The organism is Stenotrophomonas indicatrix, from assembly GCA_041545745.1.
Taxonomy (GTDB): Bacteria; Pseudomonadota; Gammaproteobacteria; order Xanthomonadales; family Xanthomonadaceae; genus Stenotrophomonas; species Stenotrophomonas indicatrix_A.
On record CP168152.1, the window covers coordinates 2710807 to 2733955 of the forward strand.

The window sequence follows — 23149 nt, forward strand, 5'->3', positions numbered from 1 at the left end:
CTTTCGTCATTCAGCCCTCGCCAGCGTGGTCCTCCAGCAGCAGCGGTGGCTTGCCACGCTTGGCCCGGAAATAGTTGGTGAGGCGGTTGCTGGCCTCCTTGGCCAGCACACCGGCATGGACCTCGACCCGGTGATTGTGGCGGGCATCACCGACCAGATCGAACACGCTGCCACAGGCGCCTGTCTTGGGATCGCTGGCACCGTAGACCAGGCGCGCCACGCGTGCATGCACGATCGCCATCGCGCACATCGCGCACGGTTCCAGGGTGACATACAGGGTGCTGCCGATCAGGCGGTGATTGGCCAGCATCCGGCCCCCCTCGCGCATGGCCACGATCTCGGCATGCGCGCTGGGATCGTGCGAGGCAATGTTGAGGTTCCAGCCCTCGCCCAGCAGCTGACCGTCGGCCCCCACCAGCACCGCACCGACCGGGATCTCGTCGAACTCACGCTGTGCGCGTTCGGCCAATGCCAGTGCGTGACGCATCCAGCTCTCGTCGACGTCGTGCACCGGCACGCCCAAGGCATCAGTCATGGCGTTTCTCGAGTTCAAGTATTGAGCGCGTGGCTAGTGTAACGCAGGCCCCTTGGCGCTTCCGATGCCAGGATGCGAAGCGCCGCGCTCGGATGACGATGCATCGCCGCTTGATCTTGTGTGAAGACTCCTTCACGCTGCGCCGGCGCTATCAAATCATTGACGATGGCGCGCTTCCGTTTGTCGGCAGCGAATTCACCTTTCGATCTCTACAGGGGGTAATTTTGAACGCAGTTGCAGATACCACCGTGCAGGCCAGCCCTGCCGGAAAAGCCGCATGGATCACGCTGGCGATCGCTTGGTTGTGCTTCCTCGTTCCGTTTCCCGGCCTGGGCCTGTTCCTGGGTTGGCCGCTGAACCTGGTGGCCTTCATCCTTGCCATCGTGGCGATGGCCAAGGGCGGCGCCATCAAGGGCCTGTTCCAGCTGCTGGGCTCGATCATCGTTTCGCCGATCGTGTATTTCGTTGGTCTGGCGATCTTCGCCGGCACCCTGAGTGGCATCAGCGCGCAGAGCAAGGGCCAGTACGATGCGGCCGTTGCTGAAGCCAGCGTTTCGGCCGCCGCCGCGGAGGCAGATGCTGCCGCCAAGGTTGCAGAGCCGGCAGCCACCGCCGTCACCAACGATGCCGCTGCGGCCCCCGCCTCGGCTCTGGAAGTGACCGCCACCACGATGTTCAGCGATTACCAGGACAACGAGATCGCTGCCGACGGCAAGTACAAGGGCAAGGCGCTGCTGGTTTCCGGCACGGTCGATTCGATCAGCTCGGACTTCATGGACAAGCCGGTCGTGCAGCTGAGTGCCAAGCCGTTCGGCTTCGTACAGGCCAGCGACCTGCCGAAGGACGTGGCTGCCGGCCTGAAGAAGGGACAGAAGATCACGCTGGCCTGCACCGGCAATGGCGAAGTCGTCGGCTTCCCGGCAGTGTCCGGCTGCACCGTGCAGTAATACTGCACCGCATGGTGATGCGCAAAGCCCCGCTTCGGCGGGGTTTTCTGTTTGCGGATATCACGCCGGTACAATCCGGATACTGCGAAGCACCTTGGCCGATCCCATGACCACCCTGCGCCCTTCCCGCACCACCGATAGCGACGCTCTCGTCGACCTCTGGCGTCGCGCCGTCGACGCCACCCATGACTTCCTCAGTGCCGAAGACCGCCAAGCGATCGATACCGAAGTTGCCGGTTTCCTGCCACAGGCCCCGCTGATCGTGGCAGTCGACGACCAGGACCGGCCGCAGGGTTTCATGCTGATCGACGGCTCGCACATGGAAGCGTTGTTCATCGATCCCGACGTGCGCGGAACCGGTATCGGCCGCCAGCTGCTGCAGCATGCGCTGGCAGTGCACCCGCAACTGACCACCGACGTCAACGCGCAGAATGCGCAGGCCGTGGGCTTCTATCAGCGCATGGGTTTCACTGAAACCGGCCGCTCGCCGGTGGATTCGCAGGGTCGCCCATATCCCCTCATCCACCTGCGCCATCGAGGCTGACCGGCGCCCAGCGCCGGCCGTCTCCCGATCAACCGACCACGTCGAACGCTGGCGAGTAGCGCACCTCCCCCTGTGCCATCGGTGGCCGCAAGCACAGGGCCTGGAAGTACGCCGCCGGCACGCCTGGTAGTACCAGATCCGGCACAGCACGGAAGCCGAAGCGCCCGTAGTAACCTGGCTCGCCCAACAGCACGCAGCCCCGCGCGCCCTGAGTACGCAATGCCTCGATCGCGGCCTGCATCAGCGCCGTGCCTACACCCCTTCCCTGCTGTTCTGGAAGCACGGAAATCGGCCCGAGCCCGAACCAGTCCTGGCTGCCGTCCTGCACGCTGACCGGGGACAGCGCAACATGACCGACCAGTAGGCCAGTGTCTTCGGCCACCAGCGAGATGCTCAGCTCGCCGCGCTCACGCAATGCGTCGACGATGTGGTGTTCGGTGTGGCTGCTGTGGACAGCATCACGGAACGCCATTTCGGTGAGCTTGTGAATGGCGACATGGTCGTCGATGGATTCTGGGCGGATTGCAAGGTTCATGGCAGGCACTTTGTCAGGGTAAGGAAGGTGTGAATTCATGATTCAAGTCACAAATTGATAGTGAGAGCCGATCACGACATTGAAACGCCTTGGCGCTATCGAATCGCCTGTGCCGCAGTCGATTCACTGGCATCACCCTTCGCCGAATGCGTCAATAAATCGCCACCCTTGTCCAGAGACGACTGGCGCCAGCTTTCCCGGGCACTCCATAATCGCCGAACCTGTCACCAAGGAAGGATGCATGGACATGGATGTACCACGCCGTATCACGCCAAAGGGAGCGCATGAACGTCGAATCGCTCCTGATGCATGTCCCCCGCGCATCGAAGAGATTGCCGGATATGGCGCAAGCGGCGAGGAAAACCCGACGCGCTACCGGGTCGATCTGCGTGACGCGTTACTCTCAACCATGATCACTGCGCAGAAACTCGCGCGGAGAGTGGCCTGCTCCATATATCCCTCTATGCCCCAGGGAGGCCGACATTGCGCCCCAAGATGCTTCCGTGCCTTGCTCTGCTTCTATTGACCGCCTGCAACCCGGAGTCCGCCATGAACCAGGAACGTGCCGCTGCCGAAGCCGATGTCGCCCAAGGCGGGCGTGGCCTCGCCAAGCTCAACCCCAGCCCGCGCAAGGCCTATGAACTGGTGCTGCGCCTGAAGGATGCCCCCGGAGATTTCGCGGTGGTCGAGGGCGTTGCGCAGTACGACGTCATCAACGAAGACCAGTGCGGTCACATCGAGCCCGCCACAGGCACCGCAGCGCGCATCACCAGCCAGGAACCGGTGCAGCTGCGCAAGGTTGCCGATGGCGAGTATCGCGGCACGTTGTATGTGGACCGTATGCTGGATGAGGACTACTACGGCCGCGGCGTCTGCAAATGGGAATTCAGCGGAGCCGGTGCCATGCTGAAAGCAACCGGCGCCGAAGACGAAACTCGCTTCCTGACCTTCGTCGATGCCAAGCCGCTGACCGACGGCAGCGCGCATACGCTCTACTATCCGGATCTGGTCTATCCACGGGCAGATCGCGTTCCCAATTTCCCGGCCAGTGGTGAGCCTGATCGCAGCGGCTATGCCGCCGACCTGCAGGACAAGCTGTTCACGATCAGCCTTTCTGCGAGTGAGGTGGCACCGTGACCATCACCTCCCAGGACTACGCTGCGTTATCCGATGACGCCTACAAGGACCGCGCCGTCGGCCGACGTGCACCCGGCCAGGAAGAAAAGGTCACACTCAACGGCCATGAGTACAAAATACTCGAGCATGTCGACAACCGGCTCAACGGCTATCAGGGCACCGTCTATCAGCGCGTAGACAGCAAAGAGATCGTCATTGCCCATCGTGGCACGGAGGATATTGCCCGCGATGCGATCCTGACCGATGGCGGCATGGTGGTAGCTCGCACCAATGTGCAGGCACCTGACGCGATCGCATTGACCCAGAGAACGCTTGAATCTGCCGCACTCCAGTCCCGCTTGAATGGTGGACATACTCCCCAGGTCACCGTCACCGGCCACTCCCTCGGCGGCGCCCTTGCCCAGATCACCTCGCACCACTTCAACGTCAAGGGTGAGACCTTCAACGCCTATGGTGCGGTCAGCCTCAGCTACCGCATCCCCGAAGGCGGCAACACCATGATCAACCACGTCATGGCCTCCGATCCGGTCAGCGCTGCTTCGCCCCACTTCGGCCAGGTACGCATCTACGCCAACCCGGATGAGATCAAGAGGTTGTCAGCGGCTGGCTTCAGCAACCACCCGCTGCGCGACCTGATCCCGGATCGTCCAATCCTTGCAGCAGGCAGCTCGTTCGGCGCGCACAAGCTGGGCAACTTCCTCGGCGACGGCTCGGTCCTGAAGCATCCGGATACGCAGCAGCTGGCGAAAGACAACGCCAAGATGATCGATGAGTACCGCGACGACGTGGAATCCCTGCGCAGTGGCGTTACCCGCGCAGCGCGCGGCATTCCCGGCGGCGCCATCGATCTGTACGACCACATCCGTGGCCCGCTGCAGCCCGGTGAGCCGGCACGCCGCGAAGCGGAGAAGAACGGCCATCACACCAGCATGCTGCGCATGGACGATGCCAATCATCTGGGCAATCCGTTATTCAACGACGCGATCCGTGGCGTGCATGCGCAGGACGTGCGCGTCGGCCGCGTGCCGGATGTGATGAGTACGCAGCTGGCTGGCGGCCTGGCCGCCGAAATGCATGCCGCGGGCGGCAAGCGCATCGACGAAGTGGTGATGAACGCCGATGCCTCGCGCAGCTTCGCGGTGCAGGGCCAGGGGGGTGACCCTGCCCATCTGCGTGTATCGGTGGACACGGCCGTTGCGATGAACACGCCGCTGGAGCAGAGCAGCCAGCGCATCGAGCAGCAATCTGCCGGTCAGGCTTTGGCACGTGAGCAGCAGCTGGAACAGACCCAGGCGACCCAGCGCAGCTTGCACGCCTGACACGGTCGCGGGAATGAAAACGGGAGCCGGCACTGCCGGCTCCCGTCGTTTTCTGCGGTCGATCAGGGGCTGGAAACCGCCGAGTTCGGCGTCGGCCCTGCCAGCACGTACGCATCTGGGCCCGAGTCCGGGAAACCGCCACAGGCCTTGTCCCCCGGCGCCACCGGATCACACGGCCACTGCGCGCGCGTGACGGTATCGCGCAGCTCGAAGCGGGTGCCGTTCCAGACCACGAAGGCCAGGTGCTCACGGTTCCAGTCGCTGAAGCTGTGCGGACCGGTCTTCTGCGGTGATTCCGGGTACTGCACGAACCAGCGCATGGCCGGTCCGTACTGCAACTTGCTGTGATCCAGGATGACCTTGCCTTCGCGGGCGCGGTGACGGGCACGATCGGCCTCGGCGATCGACGGTGCCGCCGGCATCAGCTTTGCGGTGATGTTCTGCGGCACGCCATCGCTGCCCACCTGGTACACGCGCTGGCGGACGTAGGCCTGCCCGCAACTGCCGGCTGCGAGTCGGACGGGCTCTGCGGTGTTCTCGTTTGGCAGTGCGCCATCGGCACAGTCGAACGGCGCCGAGACCAGGTAGGTGGTCGTCGACGCATCCGCGCCTTCAAACGAACGGACCCAGATGTCTCCCAGGCGGGCGATGAAGTCCGGGCGCTGGCCCATGCCGGCCACGGCCTTGAACCACGCCTTCTGGCGCACCTCGCGCTCGCGCCAGCTGCGCGGCAGGTGGATGTCCTGCTCGGGCAACGCAACCAGCAGCGCCGCCAGATGCGGCGGCAGCGCGCCCTGGCAGGCGCCGATCATCAGATCGCCCTGCGGTGCCAGGCGCCCGGCCAGATCGACCGGGCAGCGCGCACCGAGCTGGCGCTCGGCGGCCTGGTCCGGTGCGAGCGGGATGATCGGTGGTGCGGCGGGAACCGGGGCGGGTTGCGGAACCGGGGCCGGGGCAGTCTCGGCAACCTGTGCAGCGGCGGCAACCGGGGCCGGCACCTGCGCGGGAGCCGCTGGTGAAGCTGCAACAGGGGCCGTTGCGACAGGCGTAGCTGTAGCTGGCGCAGCATCGGCGGAGGCAACGTCGGCCGCCGCTGCCACCGGGGCTGCGGCGGGCGCTGCTGCAATCGCTTGCTCCGCGGCAACGGCTTCTGGAGCGACGCCCGTCGCCGGTGCCGGCTGCGGTGCCGGCTGCGATGCGGGTGCGGGCGTCATGGGCGGCTCCGCCGCAGGCACAGGTGCAGCAACCAAGGCAGGCTCCGGGTCAGGCGCGGCGACGGGAGCCGATGCAGCTACAGCATCAGTTGCGGTGCCAGCGGGCGTCTGCGCGTCCGCCGCGGCAACTACCGGTGCAGGCACAGCCTCCTCGACGGCAGGAGCCGCCGGGGCGTCCGGTGCCTGTTGCGCGTGGGCCATAGCGGCAGCCAGTCCCAGCGGCAGCAGCCACAATGCCGGAGCGCGACCACGTTGGGCCACGTTGGAATGCAGGGAAGTGTTTCGCATGTTGTGTCCTTACAAAGAGATCCATGTAGGCACCCGAGGGTGCTCGGTGTCGTGCGATGGGCCCGCCGGTCTCCAACCCGCAGGCGGTGCCCAGATTACAGCGATCGCGGGCGGTTCTGCTCCTGTTCGCGAGTAACCGAAGCAGCCTGTTCCTGGCGGGAAGAGGCTTCGGCCGCCAACTGCTGGCTGCTCTGCTCTAGCGGCAACTGGGCCGCGGCCTCACGCTCGACCATCGAGCGCTGCATCGCCGGGTCCCCCATGGCGCCCTGCACCGCGAACAGCGCCCTGCCATCGGTGCCCGCCACCACGTGGTCGATGCGGCTCATGCCGGCCTTCTGCGCGCTCAGCGCCAGGGCGCCCGCCGCATTGTCCAGTTCCTGCTGGCTGCGCAGGCCGCTCTGCGGCCCCATCTGCTGTAGATGGCCGCGAGCGTCGGTGAACAGCCGGTTGCCGGCATGGGCCGGATCGGACATATCGCGCGCGCGCTCAGGCAACTGTGCAGGTTCGCCCACTTCGCCGCGGGCAAGCCGGTCCATCACGTCCGGGGTCAGCTTCTGCTGCCACGCTTCGAAACGCTTGAGCCGGTCCTCCACCCCGTTGACGGCGCCGTTGATGGCGTAGGTCGCCTCGCGCACGTCCTCGCGCGCGTGTTCCGGCACACGGTTCTGCCATTGCCACACGGCAATGCGCCCTGCATGTTCCGGCTGCGACGCCAGCTCGGGCTGGTTGACCAGATCCAGATCCAGCGCACTGCCGGCGCGCTCGTAGCTTTCCTTGCCGGTCAGCGGCAGATAACCGCGCCCGTGGTACTTCAGCGCATCTCCGGGCGCGTCGTTGCCCATCCGGCCGCCATACATCAGCTCGGCCAGATCATCCGGACGCCCTCGCAGGGCTTCCTGGCGCGCGGACTCCAGCGCCTCGGTGCCATTGCGCCACGCCGCTTCGACCGGGATCTGCGAGATGCCCCGGGTATAGTTGAAACTCTCGTTGAGCCGGCTCAGGCCGCGCGACTCGTGCCCTGCCTGGGCCATGAAATTGGCCAGTTCAAGGGGGGAGTCGATGCCGGCTTTTGTCGCCTGCCGCAGCAGTTGCGACTCTCTATCGGTCGACACAGTGCAACTCCTGGATGTTCATCAGCGCGGATTCCTTTCCGCCGGTTGGAGCTTGGCTCATGGAAGCGACACCTCGGCGACACTGGACGGGTCGAAGTCCTCGAACCGCACCCTGCCCAGTTCCGCCACCGAGAAATCCCGGATGTTGGTCGCTTCGGTCTCGATATCCACGACCTTGCGTCTCACCCCATCCACCCAGCACGCCTTGTCCGCCGACGCGTAGCGGAACCGGTACGTGCTGCTCCAGCGCTCGCGGCTGCCGCCGTTGGTGATCACGCTGAAGGTGTCTTCCTCAATCATTGCATACGCAAAAGGGTCGCCAGCCAGGCCACCGCGGGTGGAACACGGCACCAGCTTGTCGTTGCGCGCGGCCAGCTGCCAGCGCCCGCGCCCGTCACCGCGCAGCAACAGCAGCACCCGGTTTGGTCCGTGCTGGCCGGGCACCAGCCCTTCCGGCGTCGGCTGGTCGATGACCAGCAGCTGGTACTCGATGCCATCGCCGTTGAGCTCGCCCCTGACGGCTTCCAGCAGGTTCGCACCGGACGGAACGAATGCCAGGGCATCGTCCATGTGTGCGCCAAACCTGTCTTCCATCCCCTCCCACTCCTTCAATGTCGTCTTGCCGATGCCCGCCTCCCTGGCCGGTCGGAACGCGGTGTCCCGGCTCGCCCGCGCCTGCGCAGATGCGGATCATAGCCCCGCGCACGGCGTGGCCGCGATAGTGGCAAGCGTCACCCGTCGGACGGGCGGACAGAGTCCTCATTGGACGGAAAAGCTCCTGCTTTCGGCGGCACTGGCGCGTCATTTTTATGACGCGCGGGGAGCTTACCGCGAGGAGCTTTGCCGCGTCGAAGGGCGGGAAAAGCGAAAAGCGGAACTGATCACAAAAACCGGGCTTAACGTGAATGATGCCCTACCTGATGAACAGATCCGCGGTGCAGGCCGTGTTGGAGATCCTGCATTGATCCTGTGGCATCTGCCTCCATGCAGCCTTCGCGCTGCATTGCTGCATCGCGACAATGACCGCACCCTGTTCAGACATGGCTGCGACGACGCTCGTGGTTTCAGTACCCAGCCCTGCGTGAGCGACCGCCACGGACTGCGCCTGGAACAGGGTCGCCAACGTGCATCCGCCCTTGCCGAACTCCCTGCACTCCTTCATGGATGCACGCTTGGCCTTGCCGCGAAATCGCATCGAGTTGCTGATGAAAGTGTCGCCGCGGGCATCCATCGCCACGCCGAGCACGGTCTGCGCCCAGTTGGGGCGATTGTTGTACTGCGAGCCTGTGCTGCTCACGGGGATGGGTGCGCAACCCTGCGAACCCTGGCCGCCGATGGGATACATGCCCGGCGGGCAATTGCCTTCGGCCATGGAAGTGAAAGGCAGCGAGCCTGCAATCATCAGCAGGCACAGCAAGATACCTTGGTGGATTCGCTTCATGGCTTCCCGGATTCCCGGTGGCTTGGCCTGTAGCCACGATCAGCGCAACTGCTGCGCGCACGTGGCCCCTTGAGTGGCGTAGTCACGGACGTAGCCGTCCATCGTCAGCACCGTGATATCGCAGCGGTTGTTCACGTCACTCACGACATGCCCGTATACGTTCAACCCCTGAACGCGCTCGCCACGATGCAGGTACAAGGTGCGCGAACCATCGGCCCCATTCTCCACACGGTCCGGCGTGCCCCATGTCCGCACGAACTCCTGCTCGGTCTTGCCGATCCACATGTCCATCAGATTATTGCGGCCCACGCGGTTGGCTGCGCGAAGCGATTCATCCAGAACGCGGGCGGTTTCCTTCTGGCCACGCGCCAGATTCGCTTCCAGACTGCGCTCAGCCCGATCCATTTCGGCGTCGGTCGGCCGATAGGTGAATGCTGGGCGCGTGCCATCCTTCCACAGGTTGCCCCAGATGAAATTCGCAGGTGACTGGCCGACGTCACCGATGGGCAGGAAGCCGCGCTTCATCATTTCCGCCGGCACTTTCGCCTTGGGGTCAGGCCCGACGAGGCAGGCAAAACGCACCAGTTGCACCTGCCAGGGCTCGACTGCCTCGCTGGTCGGATCGAATCTCTCCGGTGGGATATCCTCGATCGCACGGTCGCGCCATTGCACCAGGCTCATCTTCATGGCCACGGTGTTACGCGCACAGTTCACCGAGTACTTCCTGATCAGCCGATTCGGCTTGATCGCGTTCTCGTAAACCGTATTGACCTGGATCTCGTATACCGGGTCCGGGCCAGCGACGGGTTCACCGGGCTTCGGCGGCTTCTTGCGGCGCAATTGCTTCAAGTACGCGTTCTGCTCTTCCGGCGTGGCGCGCTGCAGAAAACCGAGCAGGTCCGCGCGGCTGCTGAGGGTTTGTGCATCGACTACCCACGCTTCACGGTTGGGCTTGTCGCCACCGGCGAAAATGACCCAGCTATCGGTGGCGTGTGCTGACGAAGCCAGCGCCAGACCGCCGACCAGCGTCACTACACAGAAGGCGGAGGAATTCTGCATGATTCCTTCCTTCGAATAGCGTGAAGACCAACGCAACGCGGATAGTGCTTTGCAGCACAGCCTACCGTGTCATGTTGACTGATGTGATCACGATATGTACATGGCGATTCATCCCCCTTCAACGCACCTATTGTCGCGGTGCGGCTGCAAAAAAATATCTAGAAAGCCTCGAACTTTGGTTCTGTGCATGCCGAATACACGACACCACAACTCTGTCCCCCTCGAGACTGACAGAGTTCAGTAGCGACCTTCTTGGCAACATCAACAGTCTCTCCGCTCCCAAAGTTCGTACCTTGAGTGCCCGAGCTCGCAGTCGCGGCCGCCGCACACTGGTGCTTGTAGGTAAAAGCGATGTCGCAATCACGTGCGCCGGTCGCTTCGCACTCAACCATTGCTGCTTTTTCAGCCTCCCTCTTCTTTACCTTCCCGACCGAAACACCTGATGCCCCAGAATTGGACATTGCGATGGCGCCCCAAGTCTTGATCCACCGGCCCGTCGCTCTGGGTCCAGTGTCTCCGCTGCTACCCGCAGGAATTGGCGCACATCCCGGTGCCCGACTGTCACCTATCGGGTACTGGCCAGGCGGGCATCGCCCTTCTGCCACAGAGGATTCAGCAACAAGAAAAAGTGCCGAAAGAACGAGCCATTTGGAAATCAACTTTCCAACTGATTTTTTTGGCATGGCTACGCACCTTCAACGGATGTCACTAATAGCACTAATCATTAGATCTGGCAGCACCTATCGTACTCGGGGCAGTTCTTGCTTCGCCGGTCGAGCTCGGAGGCATCGAGTTCCTCACCATACTTCCTGAATGAATCTCGGTCTGCCGCACGTCATTATTCGAAGGCACTGCCGGCGTATACGAACCCGGCGGCTGGCCCTGCGGACCCGGCTGGCCCGCTGCCGATCCACCGATCTGGGAGTATGGCGCGAAACCACCCAAGGTCCCCTGGAAGAACATCGCCGCCATTGGGGGAGCGGTCAGGATCAGGGTCGTGAGGATCAGACCCATGCCGCCCTGCTGCATCGCCTGGCTGGTCATGCCGTCGCTGGAGACGCCGTCGAGCAAGAACTTGTTGACCAGGGCGGTGGACCAGAACGCGGTCGAGACACGGATCACCATGTCCAGCGCGATCGATACCATCGCTGCCAGTACCGCCATCGAGAACATCGTGCCGATGCCGTAGAACAGCCATCGCTGGAACAGCTGCTTGGTCTGGTCGAACAGCAGACACAGAATGAACAAGGGACCCAGGCCGATGAACAGCGCCAGCGCGACCTCGTAGAGCAGCAACATCGCACCAGCGGTGACGGCCGGACCGCTGCTGTGCCTGCGATACCTCGCTGACCCGTATCTTGACTAACACTAGAAACTCCAGTGTTCATGCCGCCCACACGACTGTAGTCGGCCCCGGAACTACCGCTACCACCATGATCATTCGATTTGGGAGCCGGCGGCGTATACGAACCCGGCGGCTGGCCCTGCGGACCCGGCTGGACGCGCCGGTAGATGAGGTCGCAATTGCGCCCCATGTCTTTATCCACCGGCCAGTGGCATGTGGACCTTCAGCGGCACCGCTGCCGCCAGCAGGAATTGGCGCACAGCCTGGGCACGACTGTCCCCTATTGGGTACTGGCTAGGAGGGCACCTGCCCTCGGCAAAAGCCAAGAATGGCGCCAGGCACAAGCAAAAAACTGAAACGGCCCTTACGAAATCCTCTTCTCAAGTTGGAAGACAGCTGGCATCCGATCAAGAAGCCGAGAATGTCCCTCCAACGCGCTTACTGCAGTGATGCGCGACTCTAGAACGCCTCGAACTTTGGTTCTGTACAAGCCGAGTAGACGGCCTCACAGCCCTGCCCACCACGAGACCGACAAAGGTCAATAGCAATTGTCGTTGCAATATCTACGGTCGCCGCCCTGCCAAAGGTCGTACCCGAAGTTCCTGAACTAGCGGTCGCGGCCGCTGCACATTGATTTTTGTATGTGAAAGCAATTTCGCAGTCACGCGCGCCGGTAGCGTCGCACTCGGCCTTCGCAGCCTTCTCAGCGTCACTCTTTTTCACTTTTCCGACAGAGACACCCGATGCTCCAGAGTTGGACATTGCGATGGCGCCCCATGTCTTGATCCAGCGACCCGTCGCCCTGGGCCCAGCGTCCCCGCTGGAGCCCGCTGGAATTGGTGCACATCCTGGCGCGCGACTATCACCTATCGGATATTGCCCGGGCGGGCATCGCCCTTCCGCAAAAGCCGATTCAGCAGCAACGCTAAGTGCCAAACAAATACTCAAATTGAAAATAATTTTCCCAATTGATTTTTTGCGCACAGCCCTCACCCCTTCGACAGTTCTTTCACTCAACATCATTCGCTTGACCTGGCGGCGCCTATCGTGCTCGGTGCCACTCGCTGCTCACCTGAAGAATTTTGAGGCATCGAGGTCCGGACCATACTCCCAGCATGTGCATCTCCGCCATGTGTCTCCCCCTTCGCGGGAGCCGCCGGCGTATACGAACCCGGCGGCTGGCCCTGCGGACCCGGCTGGCCGGCTGCCGATCCACCGATCTGGGAGTATGGCGCGAAACCACCCAAGGTCCCCTGGAAGAACATCGCCGCCATTGGGGGAGCGGTCAGGATCAGGGTCGTGAGGATCAGGCCCATGCCGCCCTGCTGCATCGCCTGGCTGGTCATGCCGTCGCTGGAGGCGCCGTCGAGTAGGAACTTGTTGACCAAGGCGGTGGACCAGAACGCGGCCGAGACACGGATCACCATGTCCAGCGCGATCGATACCATCGCTGCCAGTACCGCCATCGAGAACATCGTGCCGATGCCGTAGAACAGCCATCGCTGGAACAGCTGCTTGGTCTGGTCGAACAGCAGGCACAGAATGAACAACGGACCCAGGCCGATGAACAGCGCCAGCGCGACCTCGTAGAGCAGCAACATCGCACCAGCGGTGACCGCCGGGCCGCCCGTGCCCAGGCCGATGAACCACAGCGCCCGGGTCTTGTCCGCCTGCAACCCTGGATCATTCAGGATCTTGATGCCATCAATGCTCGACAGCGCCACCTGCATCCAGGCCAAGCTCTTGTCGATCTGGTCTTCCGGCTGCTGGTCCTTGCCGGTCACCACGTGGGTGATCAGGCCTTTGACGTCCTCGTTGAGGAATTTCTGCAGGTTGCTGCCGAACATCGCCATGCTGGTGGCAACGCTCACAATCAACGCCGCGCGCGCCATATTGGTCACCAGCACCATCATGGAGTCGCGGCTGCGGCCGGTAACGATCCGGAAGCCCTGGATCAGTACCCACAGCGTCATCAGCACCAGTGCCATGCCACCGACCCAGGACATCATGCGCCCCATCAGGTCGATGCCGTAGTCACTGATCCTGTCGCGCAGGTAATCCATGATCAGCTTGAAGAAGACGAAATCGCCGATCGACTGGACACGCACCGCGTAGCCCAGCAGATCCTGCAATCCGCCTGAGAAATCAAAGTTGGCCAGCCACCTGATCGTCATTTCCACAATCCCTTGGTAATTCCGTTACTGCAAAGAACGCCGCATCGCTTTGCAGCGCCTGTCTACGTACTAGCGGCCTGCAATCATTTGACGCTGAGCGCGGTCTTCAGTGCGGTGGTCTTGACCATGTCGCTGATCAGCTGCTTGGTCGGGTCCCCCTTCAATGCGGCCTGCGCCACCACCTTCTGGTTGGCCTCCATGACCTCGATATAGGCATCATAGGATTTCATCCGTGCTTCCCAGCTCTGGGCAAGTGCGGCAATGTCATTGGCGGTGCGCAGCGATTCGCTGTCGGCACCCTGCACGGTGCCCTGATCGTTGTTGGTCAGGCGGATCTTGAGGATGCGGGTCAAGGAGTTGTTGATGCGCGGAACGGTCTGGGTCAGGAAATCGATCGCGTCGTTGTACTTGCGGTTCTGCATCATCCGGATGTTGACGCAGATCTGCATCTGCTGCTCCTTCACATCCGCCTGCGGATTGAACACGAACACCTTGAAGGCGGACTCCAGGCTGAAGTCCAGCGCCTTGCCGCAGGTTTCGGCAACCAGATAGTTCGGCGCCACCGGCACCAGCGGCGCGCTGTCGGGCATGCCGAAGCTGTTTACCGCCGCCTGCACCTGGATCAGCGCCTGGCGATACTGTTCCAGCGTGCGGATCCAGCGGGTGTTCTGCTCGACGTACTCGGCCGCGTCCTGCGCTTTGGCCGCGTAGGCGGTCGCCTCAGTCTTGTAGGTGTTGATCTGATTGAGCAGGTGCTGGATAAGGCTGGTACCGGTCTCCTGCACGGGAATCCAGGCGCTGACATTGGCGCTGCCGAGCGTCATCATGGCTGCCACGGTCATCGCTGCAAGACGGGGCGCGCGGCGGCGGGGCGAGGAAGCTTGCTTGGTATTGTTCATATCAGTCTCCATTGATCGGAACTCGTAGTCTTCGGGCAGGCCGTCTCGCGGATCAGGTAACAGTGTCGCGCGCTGCGACAGCCGCCTTGCCCGAGCCCTTTCGATTCTTGTAGAAATCTTCAAGCCACTGTTCCGGCGTCAGTTCATCCACCGTCACTCGTGCGCGTACCGCAGCCGTCTGCAATACGCGATGCATGATGTCGATGTTGTCAGTGGACGCCGAGATCACCGACAGAATGTCGTCCATCCCGCGCAGATTCAGCTGGCACACGCTGGACGCGTGCCCCTGCTTGACCAGGAAGCAGCGCGAGCGCTCATCCAAGGCGGTGACCACCTTGAACTCGGCCTCGGTCAGCTTCAGGCCGTCCATGTAGTCGCTCTTGCTGGCGTTCGGGTTCGGAAGCAGGATCAACGTCGCAGTCTGCTCGATCAGCGCCGCCGAGATGTCGCTCTTCAGCGCATCTTCCGGACTCTGCGTCGCGAAGATGCCCAGGCCATTCTGCTTACGGATGGTCTTCTGCTTGTTCTTGGCGAATTCTTTCAGGCCACCCTCACCGTCCAGAATCTTCCAGAATTCGTCCATCACGTAGATCAATGGACGACCATCGATCAGCGACTCCAGGCGATGCAGCAGGTAGTTGATGACCGGCACGCGCACTTCAGGGTTGTCGATGATGTCGGTGTAGTCGAAACCGATGATGTTGGCCTTGCTCAGGTCTACGGTATCCACCGGGTTGTCGAACACCCAGCCCAGCGAGTTGCCCGAGGTCCAGCGGCGCACGCGCGCGTACAGGCCGTCGTCGCCCATGTTGGGCAGGCTCTTCTGGAAATTGGTCATGCTGCGCAGGTGCATCGGCGTGTCAAGCATGCTCTCCACCGCGCGGTAGATATCCTCTTCTTCGCGGGAGCTGTACTCGCGCTTGCCTGCCAGCACCTTGATCAGGTCGGCCAGGAACTGCACATTGCTTTCGTTGTTCTCACACTGGAACGGATTGAAGCCGGTCGGCGCGCCGTTCTCCAGGGCCAGATAGTTGCCACCACAAGCGCGAACGAAGATCTCTGCGCCGCGGTCCTTGTCGAAGAAGAAGATGGTCGGCGATGGCTCGTACTTCTGCACCTGGCTGAGCAGGAAGTTGATCAGCGCGGTCTTACCGGTACCCGACTTACCAATCACCATGGTGTTGGCGATCGCCTTTTCACCCAGCGAGTTTTCCGACGGATGGGTGGCATGGAAGTTGAAGTAGTACGGCTGGCCGTTGGTCGTCTGCAACGTGGTGACGCAGTCGCCCCACGGATTGTTGTGCTGCTTGCCGGTGGCGAAGTTGTGCAGTGGCGACAGACCGAGGAAGTTCAGCGAGCTGACGTTGGCCAAGCGAGTGCGGAAGCGCCAGTTGGCCGGGATCTGCGAGTAGAACGACGAGGTAACCGCCAGATCTTCCTTGGTGGTCACAAAGCCAGCGTTGGACAGTTCAGCGCGCGTGGAGGCCACGTTCTGGGACAGCTTGGCCTGACTGTCGCCATAGACCGCCATGATGAAGTGGTACTCGCCCAGTACGAAGTTGCCGGAGGACAGATGGTCCATCGCCTGGTCGAGCTCGACGATCTGGCTGACGGCCTTGTCACCGGAGGAAATCATCATGCCCTTGGTGCGGTCGAGCACCTTCAGCGCGTCCTGGCGCCCCATCGGGCTGAACGAATGGGTGATGACGTACTCAAAATCCAGATACTTCAGGCCGTTGAGGATGCCCGGGTAGGTGCCCTCGGCATACTCCTTGATGTTGAGGATGGCGCCGAAGTGATTGACGCCGTTGGGCGTATTGATCACGAAGTCGCCGGTCTTGGCCGAGAACATGTGCCGGCTGACCGGCAGGTAGTCCTTCACTGGTGCCGACAGCACCGGCACGGGCTCATCGATGCGGTTGATGAGATAGCCGAACAGTTCCAGTGTCTCGGAGAACACCACGCCGTTCTTGGCTTCGTACATGCCCAGGCGGTACGGCGCGTAGTCGCGGATGACGGCTTCGACGTTGCCAGCCAGTTCCATCAGCTTCTCGACGGCCTGTTCCTGCTCGGCACGGAGCTTGTCGACGTTGGCCGATTTCTCCACGAAGCGCTTGCCAGCCACTACCGGCCGGTAGAGCATGGTCAGGTACAGCTCGTTCTGCATGATGCGCTGCGAGGACAGCATGCCCATGTACTGGTCGGACACGTCCTGGTTGAAGCGCTGCTTGTAGCTGCTCTTGCCCTTCAACGTGCGGCGACGGCGGATGTCATGCACCCAGAAGGCGACGTTGACGAAATCCGGCGCGCGCAGCGTCTGCAGCAACCGATTGAAGGTGTTGTGCCGATGTTCCAGCTCCCACTCCTCGCGCCCCACGAACGGCAACCCTTCCAGGTGCCAGGTCAACAGGTAGTCGCCGCCCGTGGTCTTCACCACGTTCGGGGCTACATGCGAGGACAGAGGAATGAATTCGCTGATGGACGTATCTGGGCTGAACATACGACTGCTTCCAAAGGGTACTGCCGACGAAGATTCGGAGTGGACGAGGTGGGCGTCTGACGCCCACCTTGTCCGATCCAGCCCTCAATCCATTCGGGCTGGCTTGTTGCGGTAGTGATTCGGGTTGAACACCCACATTCCTTCGTGTTCCTGCACGTTGCGAACCCGGAGCTTGAACATCAGCCTCAGGCCCAGCAGCCGGAAGATCATTTCGTCACGCTTGGCCATCTGACGCATGATGAAGATGGCCACCGGAATGGTCAGCAGGAACCAGAAGTTCGTGTACATGCTCAAGAGCAGCAACCCGCCTGCCACCATAAAGAACGGCAGATAGGGAACGCCCAGAAACATCGCCGGACGCGTGCAGCCGCGAAACAGTACGTTCTTATGCACTGTAGTACTGAACAGCGTTGTTGATCAGGTAGTACGTGGTGCCGTCGCCGCCACCGCACTTACCATCGCTGCCGTCGCCCAGCAGCATGCGGGCGATCTGGCCGGCAGCACCGATCAGCACGCCACCAATCAGGATCGACGCGACGTCAGAGATGCGCTTGTGCGCGAACGCAATCTGGTAGCCGGCGAAGATGACCGCGATGGTCACCACGGCGATCGAGGCGATGTTCAACAGCCCGTTGATATTGTTGAAGAAGCCACAGACTTTCTTGTCGGTACCACCGAAGTCGGTGGCGCCGCCGGCAAACACCTGCGGGGCGAACACGGCGCCCACGAAGAGGGTGGCCATCAGCAGGGTCTTCAGCGTGCGCTGGGCCTGGACGAGGTCGAGATTGGATCGCTTCATGGATTGATTTCCTTGTTGATGGACTAACACAACTGAATCGACCAGCCGGGGGACTGGCCGTACCACGACTTCGTCAGAACACGAAGGCCGCATCCCCTGCGGGAATCTGTTGCACCGGCGCTGCCGCTGGCGCGTTGTATGCGTTGCCGTTCCCGGCCACAGGTGCGTTCCGCTCGCTCCATGGGCGCAGCATGACCGGAGCATCGTCGCCGGCGACGGCTCCAGGAAGCTGCTGCGGCATGACAGGCACACCCTGCCCCTGCCTGACCTGCGGATTCTGCTGCGGAATCTGCTGCGGCGACTGCGGATAGCCTGCGCCTGCCGGGCCTTCCGGCTGCATCATTCGATCCACCGAACCCAGCACAACGCGGGACAGCGCCTGATCGGCAAGATTGACCAGACTGCTGCGCGCCATCGCACCGGTAGACGGATAGACGGTATAGGCGCGTGCCGGATCGTTGGACGGCACGTACACCGGAGTACTGGCCTGGGCGACGATGCGTGCCTGTGCCGGAGACGCCAGTTGCGGGTGATGCTCCACCTTGACGGTACGGCGCTCACCACGATTGATCACGTCGATCGGCGCAACGCCATTGGAGGCAACCCGCTGGCCACGACGGATCGAGTCATAGACCTTCTGCACGTAACCGTGGCGGAAGCCCGTTTCGAAGTTGCCCGAGTAGTAGCAACTGAACGACTTGCCCCAATCCTTGCCCGAGCGCTTGTAGCACTCGGCCAGGATGCGGGAACCCGCCTGCAGGTTCGGGCACTGCTGGAATGCCTTTTCGTACGAATCCAGGCCGTACTTGGCCAGGTTGTAGCGATTGACCTGGGCCAGGCCGATGGAGAAGTTGTAACCCTTCTCCTCCAGCATGCGCACGGTGGCGAGCGCTTCGTCCAGCGCCTTGGGCTGGCGCGCAAGTGCACCACCAACCACGCCAATGGCGTAGGGGTTGCTCGAAGATTCCACGTTGATGACGTGCTGCATGACGTCCATCGAGACGGCCATCTCCGGGCACGCCATCATTTCAAGTCCTGGCAACATCGCTCAGCCCTCCTGCCCCTGGGCGCGCCCAGGATTGAAATCGATACCGGTGATATAGCGCGAGCCTGCATGCGCCTTGATATGCACGACGATGTCGATGGTCATCATCAACAGACGCTTGATGACGTTGAATTCCAGACCCGAGCCTTCGGTCGACGCCTTCACCATCAGCGCCAGCTGGTCCCAGGTCTGCTCCGGGCTGCCGGCGTGGCAGCTGGTGATCGAGCCGGGGTGACCAGACGCGCAGTTACGGATGAAGTAGAACGCCTCATCGCCACGGAGCTCGGCGAGGATGATGCGTTCGGGCTTCATGCGCAGGCAGGCTTCCATGCAGCTCTTGGCCGTCACGTTGCTGGCACTCTGCCCGCCCTTGGAATACAGCAGGTGCACGACATTGGGTTGGGTCAGAAACAGTTCGCGCGCGTCTTCGATGGTGACCAAGCGCTCGCTGTCCGGGATATGGTTGACCAACGCCTTCATGAAGGTGGTCTTGCCGCTACCGGTGGCGCCAGAGACGACGATGTTCTTGCGGTACATCACCGCACGCCGGAAAAATTCAGCGTACTCGCGGGAATGCCGCAGTTCCAGCAGTTCGCGATCCTGCTCGCTGACCCCACCATCCTGCTCGAGGATCTGGTTGAAGAAGCCATCCTCGTGGTACTGGGTGAGCGACTTGGTGTGCTTGGACGGCAGACGAATCGTGATCGACACCTTGCCTGCGTCGCAGGCCGGCGGAATCACGAACTGCGCGCGCTGTCCGGTCGGGAAGGTCAGCGACACAACCGGGTCGGCATCGGTAATGCGCTGACCAGTGTTGCTCTCGTTGACCACCGCGGTGCAGAACTGCCGGGCCCGTTCGAAGGTCAGGCTCGGCACGCTCACGTGCTGCCACCCTGCCCGCGTCTCCAGGTACAGCTCGCCCGGACGGTTGATGCAGATTTCCGTCACGTCAGGCGAAGTCATGTACTCGGCGATGCCCAGCACTTCGTACTGATAGCGCAGGAAATCGCTGGAGACGAGGGCGAGGGGTGACACTTCAGCGTCCATGATCGTTCGTGGCTTACCGGCGTGGGTTCAGCACATTGGTGAAATCAACGTCCTTGGCGACGTAGACATTCACGATCGTGCCCTGGTTGATGGTGACAGTCGGCGGACGACGACCTTCGCTGAGGGCCTCATTGGCCAGACGCTCCATGGTGCGTGCGGTGGCGCTCTCATAGGGCGAGCGGACAGCGAAGCCATTGCTGGCGACGGTGGTCGACTCCGGACCGTGCTCTGCGGCAGCGTATTTGAAGGCGTCAGCGATCAGGCTGATCATCAGGGCCGACGCGATGCGACTACCCCAGTGAGCGCTGTACTGACCCGGATGACCGGCGCCACCCAGCTGGTCCACGCCAGGACTCGACATGGCCACGTCGATGCCGTTCGGGGTCGTGATGCGATCCCAGATGACTTCCACGCGCTTCCCGGTTGGGCCGCCACCGTATGCACCATAGATCTTCGAACCCTTCGGCAGCAGCAGGTTGCGGCCGTTGATCGAATAGACCGGCTCGGTCACCAGGCAGGAGGTATAGCCGGCGATATCGGTGATGATGCGGGTTTCCAGCACGCAGCGCAGATAGGTGCCGCGCACCAGCAGGGCATCCGGGCTGCGGATGAAGCTGGCGCTGGACACGTCTTCCACGTCCGGTCCGCGACGGACCTTCGCCGGCGCCGCCTGGTTGTTGGGCAGCTGGGCCAGCATGGCACGGGTGTACTCATCCATGCCGCGGCCGCCATTGCCGCCATTGCCCCCGTTGCCATCCTGTCCATCACCACCACCCACCCCGCTCCCGGAGCCGATGCGGCGGTCCAGCAAAGTCGGGCCACGGTCCATCTCGCGTGCCGAATCGGACTGGGGAACAAACAGCGGGGTGGAATCCAGCGGCGGCGGCGGCGGTAGCGGCGGCACCATCTGGATCGGATCGGCAGCGGCCTGCGGCGGTGGTGTAGCCGTCGGCAGCTCAGGCGTCACTGCGCGCGCGGTCTTGTTGACGTCCGCCGGGGCATCCTTGTCTTCCTGCCCCTTGCGGAACAGCAGGAAGCCCATGGCCACCAGCAGCACCACGATGCCGCCCAGGAACAGCAGCGCCTTGCGGTTCAGGCGTTGTTCCTCGGCCGAGCGCAACTGCGGTGCACCAGCGTCCAGATCCGGCGCAGGGCCGGCCTGGGTGTTGCCGAAATAGGGATTGGACGACGCCTCGGGCGCAGCGCCAGAAACGCTGCCGTACGGGCTCTGGCTATCGTCGCGCCCGTTGTTTGGATCGCTTCCGGGAGTGTTCTGCTGGCTCATTTCTTCACGTTCCTTCGCAGACCAACGACGAAATCGCCGTGGCGGATGACCAGGTACGGGTAGGTCCCGTGGACGATCAGGGTGTTTCCTTCGACGGTGGTGTTGACCACGAAGTCCTCTCCGTATTCCTTCTCGCGACCGAACACGGCCGGGAAGATGCCCGTCTTGTATTCAGGTGAGTTCGGCAATTTCAGATAGGTGAAGCGACCATCGTCGTACGCGTTGACCGGAATCAGCCACCCCATCTTCTTCGCCTTGCTGGTCGAATAGGAGTAGTTGAAGTTGTACTGGCGATCCTTGGCCAACTCCGTGCTCAACAGCGGCTGTGCCTCTTCCTCCACGGCCTCCTGGGCAACACCGAACACGGTGTCGTTCGGGTAGCTGAAGGCGATCTTGTACTGCACGCCGGCACGACGGGCCTGCTCGAGCTGGCGCCAATCGGTCGCCACCACCTTCAGTTCGAAGATGTACGAATGGGTTTCGGTGCGCACCATCATGTTGGTGTCGACATCGACGTTTTTCGGCTTGATGTAGAACACGTTCTCGCGGCGGGTCAGCTCCCAGCCGCTGCTGAAGCCGGTGCTGTAGTCGAGGATCTTTTCGTTCGGGCTCAGTTCGATCTGGGTGGTCAGACCCAGGCCGGTGCGAACCGGATAGATGCGGTCCTTCTCATACTCGTAATGGTCTACCGCCTGTGCCATCGCCGCGGTGGAAAACACCAGCGACAGCAACGACAGCAGCGCCAATGCGCTCCCCCTGACTTTTCGACTACTCATCGGTTGCTTGCTCCATCAGCATTTCCGGTGGAATTGTTCGGCGCCGGCGGCATTGCCTGCCCCTGCTGCATCGGTTGCCCCTGCATCGGTTGCCCCTGCATCGGTTGCCCCTGCATGGGCTGGCCTTGCATCGGTTGCCCCTGCATGGGTTGGCCTTGCATCGGCTGCCCCTGCTCATTGACTGGCACTGCCACAGGTTGGCCCGTTGCAGGATCAATCATGGTTGCCGCGGCAGGGTTGTTCGGGTCATAGATGCCCTGTGCCTGCTGCGCGGCCTGCTGCGCGGCCTGCTGCGCCTGCGCCTGCATCGCGCCATCGTCCGGCACCGGCACGCCACGTGCGTAATCGTTGTCGACGCGGTATTCGGTGACCTGGAAGGCCAGCGGATTGAGTACACGATCCTGTTCGGACAACGCCAGGTTCTGGTTGTACTCAAAGCGCATCGTCACCAGCTGGTTGTCCAGATAGGTCGCCGCGCCACTACGTTTGTCGAGCAGGCTGCGCTGGATGCGCACCGAAGCGCCGCGGAAACTGCCGTTCGCCTCAGTACCTAAGGGGGTAATGCTGAGGATCTTGACCCGGATCGCTTTCTCGCGACCGTACATCACGAACGGGTTCTGCGGGTTGTTGCCGGCATAGCGCTGACGCATGCTCTGGGCGACAGGACCGCTGGACATCACAAACACCAGCTCCCAGTCGCGCAGGCCCATCACCGCCGAGTCGTACGACTCACGCGCCAGCACGTACTGGGCGACATTGCTGCGATTGACCGCTTCGTTGGTGGTGATGGTTTCGCCCTGGAACGTGCCGCGCAGGCGCGCAACCGTTGCCGTGCCCGTATAGGCATCAGCCATCACCAGGAACGGCACCTTCTCCTTCAACGGCAGCATGTAGTAGTAGCCACCGGCCAGCGCCAGCGACATCAGCAACGAACCGGTGGCGACCCACCAGGCACGACGCTCGCTGCGCCGGGCCATGTCGGCCACGGTGATCTCGTAGCTGACCGCCTTGGCGACCGACTGCTCGACCTTGGGGCTGTTGCCTGCATCCTTCTTGCGGAACATGGGTTCTTCCGTACTGCTGAAACATCAATGGGCGTGACGCCCCTGCGCCAAGCGCGGGGTGCGGCACGTTCGATGATTTCGACG

At 62.4% G+C, this 23149-nt stretch carries 23 protein-coding genes and 1 pseudogene; 4 read left to right on the forward strand and 20 right to left on the reverse strand.

Going from position 1 to position 23149, the window contains the following annotated elements; all coding sequences use genetic code 11:
* Positions 1–10 precede the first annotated feature (10 nt).
* Complete coding sequence (gene tadA / locus ACEF39_RS12410; protein WP_500285267.1) at positions 11–535, reverse strand: tRNA adenosine(34) deaminase TadA; 525 nt, start codon at positions 533–535, stop codon at positions 11–13.
* Positions 536–759: 224 nt separating this feature from the next.
* Between tadA and ACEF39_RS12415 the strand changes: the two genes are divergently transcribed.
* Both ACEF39_RS12415 and ACEF39_RS12420 read left to right on the forward strand, forming a co-directional pair.
* A complete protein-coding gene (locus ACEF39_RS12415) occupies positions 760–1482 on the forward strand; it encodes an OB-fold protein (RefSeq protein ID WP_500285268.1) in 723 nt (240 codons plus the stop codon).
* Between the two features lie 106 nt (positions 1483–1588).
* Positions 1589–2026, forward strand: coding sequence for an acetyltransferase (locus ACEF39_RS12420; protein WP_500285269.1), 438 nt, complete (start codon positions 1589–1591; stop codon positions 2024–2026).
* Between the two features lie 28 nt (positions 2027–2054).
* Here ACEF39_RS12420 and ACEF39_RS12425 read toward each other — a convergent pair whose 3' ends face one another.
* Positions 2055–2561 (reverse strand): GNAT family N-acetyltransferase, encoded by a 507-nt coding sequence (locus ACEF39_RS12425; RefSeq protein WP_500285270.1) that lies wholly within the window; start codon positions 2559–2561, stop codon positions 2055–2057.
* 483 nt (positions 2562–3044) lie between these two features.
* Between ACEF39_RS12425 and ACEF39_RS12430 the strand changes: the two genes are divergently transcribed.
* Positions 3045–3698: a hypothetical protein gene (locus tag ACEF39_RS12430; RefSeq protein ID WP_442245027.1), complete on the forward strand. Its 654-nt coding sequence runs from the start codon at positions 3045–3047 to the stop codon at positions 3696–3698.
* Positions 3695–5017 carry an XVIPCD domain-containing protein gene (locus tag ACEF39_RS12435; RefSeq protein WP_500285271.1) on the forward strand — a complete coding sequence of 441 codons (1323 nt, stop codon included), beginning with the start codon at positions 3695–3697 and terminating at the stop codon, positions 5015–5017. The genes ACEF39_RS12430 and ACEF39_RS12435 overlap by 4 nt, the downstream gene beginning before the upstream one ends.
* A gap of 62 nt (positions 5018–5079) precedes the next feature.
* On the opposite strand, the gene ACEF39_RS12440 is transcribed toward ACEF39_RS12435, so the two are convergent.
* The 18 genes and pseudogenes from ACEF39_RS12440 to ACEF39_RS12525 all read right to left on the reverse strand — a co-directional run bounded on the left by ACEF39_RS12440 (position 5080) and on the right by ACEF39_RS12525 (position 23065).
* On the reverse strand, positions 5080–6015 hold the full coding sequence (locus ACEF39_RS12440; protein ID WP_500285272.1) for a hypothetical protein: 936 nt from the start codon (positions 6013–6015) through the stop codon (positions 5080–5082).
* Positions 6016–6614: 599 nt separating this feature from the next.
* Complete coding sequence (locus tag ACEF39_RS12445) at positions 6615–7631, reverse strand: XVIPCD domain-containing protein (protein WP_500285273.1); 1017 nt, start codon at positions 7629–7631, stop codon at positions 6615–6617.
* Between the two features lie 57 nt (positions 7632–7688).
* Complete coding sequence (locus tag ACEF39_RS12450) at positions 7689–8225, reverse strand: hypothetical protein (protein WP_500285274.1); 537 nt, start codon at positions 8223–8225, stop codon at positions 7689–7691.
* 319 nt (positions 8226–8544) lie between these two features.
* A complete protein-coding gene (locus tag ACEF39_RS12455) occupies positions 8545–9072 on the reverse strand; it encodes a DUF4189 domain-containing protein (protein WP_500285275.1) in 528 nt (175 codons plus the stop codon).
* Positions 9073–9111: 39 nt separating this feature from the next.
* The gene (locus ACEF39_RS12460; RefSeq protein ID WP_500285276.1) at positions 9112–10131 is read right to left on the reverse strand and encodes a hypothetical protein; all 1020 of its coding nucleotides are present in this window, start codon (positions 10129–10131) and stop codon (positions 9112–9114) included.
* 158 nt (positions 10132–10289) lie between these two features.
* The gene (locus tag ACEF39_RS12465) at positions 10290–10814 is read right to left on the reverse strand and encodes a DUF4189 domain-containing protein (protein ID WP_500285277.1); all 525 of its coding nucleotides are present in this window, start codon (positions 10812–10814) and stop codon (positions 10290–10292) included.
* Positions 10815–10848: 34 nt separating this feature from the next.
* A pseudogene (locus ACEF39_RS12470) lies at positions 10849–11460 on the reverse strand (type IV secretion system protein); the annotation flags it as partial.
* A gap of 475 nt (positions 11461–11935) precedes the next feature.
* Entirely contained in the window at positions 11936–12499 is a 564-nt protein-coding gene (locus ACEF39_RS12475; protein WP_343245352.1) for a DUF4189 domain-containing protein, read from the reverse strand.
* Entirely contained in the window at positions 12496–13650 is a 1155-nt protein-coding gene (locus ACEF39_RS12480; RefSeq protein ID WP_500285278.1) for a TrbL/VirB6 family protein, read from the reverse strand. The genes ACEF39_RS12475 and ACEF39_RS12480 overlap by 4 nt, the downstream gene beginning before the upstream one ends.
* Before the next feature lie 83 nt (positions 13651–13733).
* Positions 13734–14672 (reverse strand): hypothetical protein, encoded by a 939-nt coding sequence (locus ACEF39_RS12485; RefSeq protein ID WP_157804550.1) that lies wholly within the window; start codon positions 14670–14672, stop codon positions 13734–13736.
* Positions 14602–17049: a VirB4 family type IV secretion/conjugal transfer ATPase gene (locus ACEF39_RS12490; protein WP_500285279.1), complete on the reverse strand. Its 2448-nt coding sequence runs from the start codon at positions 17047–17049 to the stop codon at positions 14602–14604. Before ACEF39_RS12490 ends, ACEF39_RS12485 begins: the two co-directional genes overlap by 71 nt.
* A gap of 84 nt (positions 17050–17133) precedes the next feature.
* Positions 17134–17442 carry a VirB3 family type IV secretion system protein gene (locus ACEF39_RS12495; protein WP_154880788.1) on the reverse strand — a complete coding sequence of 103 codons (309 nt, stop codon included), beginning with the start codon at positions 17440–17442 and terminating at the stop codon, positions 17134–17136.
* Complete coding sequence (locus tag ACEF39_RS12500; RefSeq protein ID WP_312106544.1) at positions 17435–17848, reverse strand: TrbC/VirB2 family protein; 414 nt, start codon at positions 17846–17848, stop codon at positions 17435–17437. Before ACEF39_RS12500 ends, ACEF39_RS12495 begins: the two co-directional genes overlap by 8 nt.
* Positions 17849–17921: 73 nt before the next feature.
* Positions 17922–18893 (reverse strand): lytic transglycosylase domain-containing protein, encoded by a 972-nt coding sequence (locus ACEF39_RS12505; RefSeq protein WP_428706331.1) that lies wholly within the window; start codon positions 18891–18893, stop codon positions 17922–17924.
* A 3-nt stretch (positions 18894–18896) separates the two neighbouring features.
* Positions 18897–19940, reverse strand: coding sequence for a P-type DNA transfer ATPase VirB11 (virB11, locus tag ACEF39_RS12510; RefSeq protein ID WP_176020367.1), 1044 nt, complete (start codon positions 19938–19940; stop codon positions 18897–18899).
* 13 nt (positions 19941–19953) lie between these two features.
* Positions 19954–21225 carry a TrbI/VirB10 family protein gene (locus ACEF39_RS12515; protein ID WP_500285280.1) on the reverse strand — a complete coding sequence of 424 codons (1272 nt, stop codon included), beginning with the start codon at positions 21223–21225 and terminating at the stop codon, positions 19954–19956.
* Entirely contained in the window at positions 21222–22001 is a 780-nt protein-coding gene (locus ACEF39_RS12520) for a TrbG/VirB9 family P-type conjugative transfer protein (protein ID WP_176020365.1), read from the reverse strand. Before ACEF39_RS12520 ends, ACEF39_RS12515 begins: the two co-directional genes overlap by 4 nt.
* The gene (locus ACEF39_RS12525; protein ID WP_500285281.1) at positions 21998–23065 is read right to left on the reverse strand and encodes a VirB8 family type IV secretion system protein; all 1068 of its coding nucleotides are present in this window, start codon (positions 23063–23065) and stop codon (positions 21998–22000) included. Before ACEF39_RS12525 ends, ACEF39_RS12520 begins: the two co-directional genes overlap by 4 nt.
* Positions 23066–23149 lie beyond the last annotated feature (84 nt).

Bases quoted from the DNA above. Each gene is read 5' to 3' on its own strand.
- tadA (WP_500285267.1), bottom strand. From the start codon at position 535: ATGACTGATGCCTTGGGCGTGCCGGTGCACGACGTCGACGAGAGCTGG.
- ACEF39_RS12420 (WP_500285269.1), top strand. From the start codon at position 1,589: ATGACCACCCTGCGCCCTTCCCGCACCACCGATAGCGACGCTCTCGTC.
- ACEF39_RS12425 (WP_500285270.1), bottom strand. From the start codon at position 2,561: ATGAACCTTGCAATCCGCCCAGAATCCATCGACGACCATGTCGCCATT.
- ACEF39_RS12450 (WP_500285274.1), bottom strand. From the start codon at position 8,225: ATGGAAGACAGGTTTGGCGCACACATGGACGATGCCCTGGCATTCGTT.
- ACEF39_RS12455 (WP_500285275.1), bottom strand. From the start codon at position 9,072: ATGAAGCGAATCCACCAAGGTATCTTGCTGTGCCTGCTGATGATTGCA.
- ACEF39_RS12460 (WP_500285276.1), bottom strand. From the start codon at position 10,131: ATGCAGAATTCCTCCGCCTTCTGTGTAGTGACGCTGGTCGGCGGTCTG.
- ACEF39_RS12465 (WP_500285277.1), bottom strand. From the start codon at position 10,814: ATGCCAAAAAAATCAGTTGGAAAGTTGATTTCCAAATGGCTCGTTCTT.
- ACEF39_RS12475 (WP_343245352.1), bottom strand. From the start codon at position 12,499: ATGATGTTGAGTGAAAGAACTGTCGAAGGGGTGAGGGCTGTGCGCAAA.
- ACEF39_RS12480 (WP_500285278.1), bottom strand. From the start codon at position 13,650: ATGACGATCAGGTGGCTGGCCAACTTTGATTTCTCAGGCGGATTGCAG.
- ACEF39_RS12490 (WP_500285279.1), bottom strand. From the start codon at position 17,049: ATGTTCAGCCCAGATACGTCCATCAGCGAATTCATTCCTCTGTCCTCG.
- ACEF39_RS12500 (WP_312106544.1), bottom strand. From the start codon at position 17,848: ATGAAGCGATCCAATCTCGACCTCGTCCAGGCCCAGCGCACGCTGAAG.
- ACEF39_RS12505 (WP_428706331.1), bottom strand. From the start codon at position 18,893: ATGTTGCCAGGACTTGAAATGATGGCGTGCCCGGAGATGGCCGTCTCG.
- virB11 (WP_176020367.1), bottom strand. From the start codon at position 19,940: ATGGACGCTGAAGTGTCACCCCTCGCCCTCGTCTCCAGCGATTTCCTG.
- ACEF39_RS12515 (WP_500285280.1), bottom strand. From the start codon at position 21,225: ATGAGCCAGCAGAACACTCCCGGAAGCGATCCAAACAACGGGCGCGAC.
- ACEF39_RS12520 (WP_176020365.1), bottom strand. From the start codon at position 22,001: ATGAGTAGTCGAAAAGTCAGGGGGAGCGCATTGGCGCTGCTGTCGTTG.
- ACEF39_RS12525 (WP_500285281.1), bottom strand. From the start codon at position 23,065: ATGTTCCGCAAGAAGGATGCAGGCAACAGCCCCAAGGTCGAGCAGTCG.